General features: G+C 73.1%; 1 protein-coding gene and 2 pseudogenes. 1 reads left to right on the forward strand and 2 read right to left on the reverse strand.

Translation table 11 applies throughout. From position 1 onward, the window contains the following. Together QR78_RS31630 and QR78_RS31635 are read right to left on the reverse strand one after the other, a co-directional pair. Positions 1-236 (reverse strand): annotated as a pseudogene (locus QR78_RS31630) (hypothetical protein); the annotation flags it as partial. Between the two features lie 56 nt (positions 237-292). Continuing rightward, positions 293-646, reverse strand: coding sequence for a hypothetical protein (locus QR78_RS31635; protein WP_048431612.1), 354 nt, complete (start codon positions 644-646; stop codon positions 293-295). Between the two features lie 221 nt (positions 647-867). Here QR78_RS31635 and QR78_RS31640 point away from each other — a divergent pair. Continuing rightward, positions 868-1,070: pseudogene (locus tag QR78_RS31640) on the forward strand (response regulator); the annotation flags it as partial.

Genomic DNA, 1,070 nt, shown 5'->3' on the forward strand with positions numbered 1-1,070 from the left:
ACACCAGCCGCGCCCGGCCGGGTGGCGGCGCCGTCGCCGAGGCGGGGCCGGGCGCGGCTGGTGTTGCGCAGGCGCGGCAGAGAATCCTGGATCTGCGCGCCTTGCAGCTGGGCATCTTGGATCACCCCGTCGCGGCCGGCCGCCACGTTCCGGGGCAGCGCGGCATCGAGGGGCGTGTCGCCGGTCGCCACACGAACGGGCTTGCCGTTGACGACGAGCGAGCAGCGGGGGCTCATGGCCGTCTCCGTGCGACTGCGGGGACCCGTGATCTCGGGTCGATGCGGGGGGCGCCTCAACGGGAGGCGAACAGCAGGCGCTCGACCAGCGAGGCCCAGCGGTCGCGGTCGGCCCGCAGGTCGTCCTGGATGGTGTCGTCCTGCGCCTGCTGGGTGGTGAGCGCCGCGACCTGCGCCCGCAGCTCGGCGGCCGCCTCGCGCTCGGAGCGGATCACCGCCTTCATCACCTTGTTCTCGGCCTCGAGCTGAGCGACGAGATCGTCGAGATCCTCTTCGGGCGCCTCGTCCGGCTCGGGCAGGCGGTAGGGCCGGGGGCCGAGCCAGCCCGGCGGGAGGAGCAGGCGCCGCACCAGATCGAAATCCGGGCCGCCCCGCTCCTGGCCCGCGATGTTCAACGCCGCCTCGCCCATCGCCGACACTCCGCGCCTCGTCCAAACCGCCCGGGTCGCGCCCCGATGGGCGCGCCGCCGCCGATCACGGCCCGGCAAACCATGCCGGCAACATGGTTAAGGAGCCTTTAATCCCGGGTGCCGCATCCGCGTGATTGACCGGGCCCGGCCGGCGACACACTCTCGCCGCGGATGCCGGGGCCGGGCACCGATTCGCCCGCCCCGAACCGACGGAGATCGCGATGCTGGACGGACGACGGGTGCTGATCGTCGAGGACGAGGCGCTGGTCGCCCTTGAACTGACCGAGATCGTCACCGGCGCGAACGCCCACGCCGTCGGCCCGGCCCGCACCAACCGCGAAGCCCTGGCGCTGATCGACCTCGAGGCGATCGACCTCGCGATCCTCGACCTCAACCTCGCCGACGGCGAGGTTGAGGTCGAGGA

It is taken from the genome of Methylobacterium indicum (assembly GCF_001043895.1).
Taxonomy (GTDB): Bacteria; Pseudomonadota; Alphaproteobacteria; order Rhizobiales; family Beijerinckiaceae; genus Methylobacterium; species Methylobacterium indicum.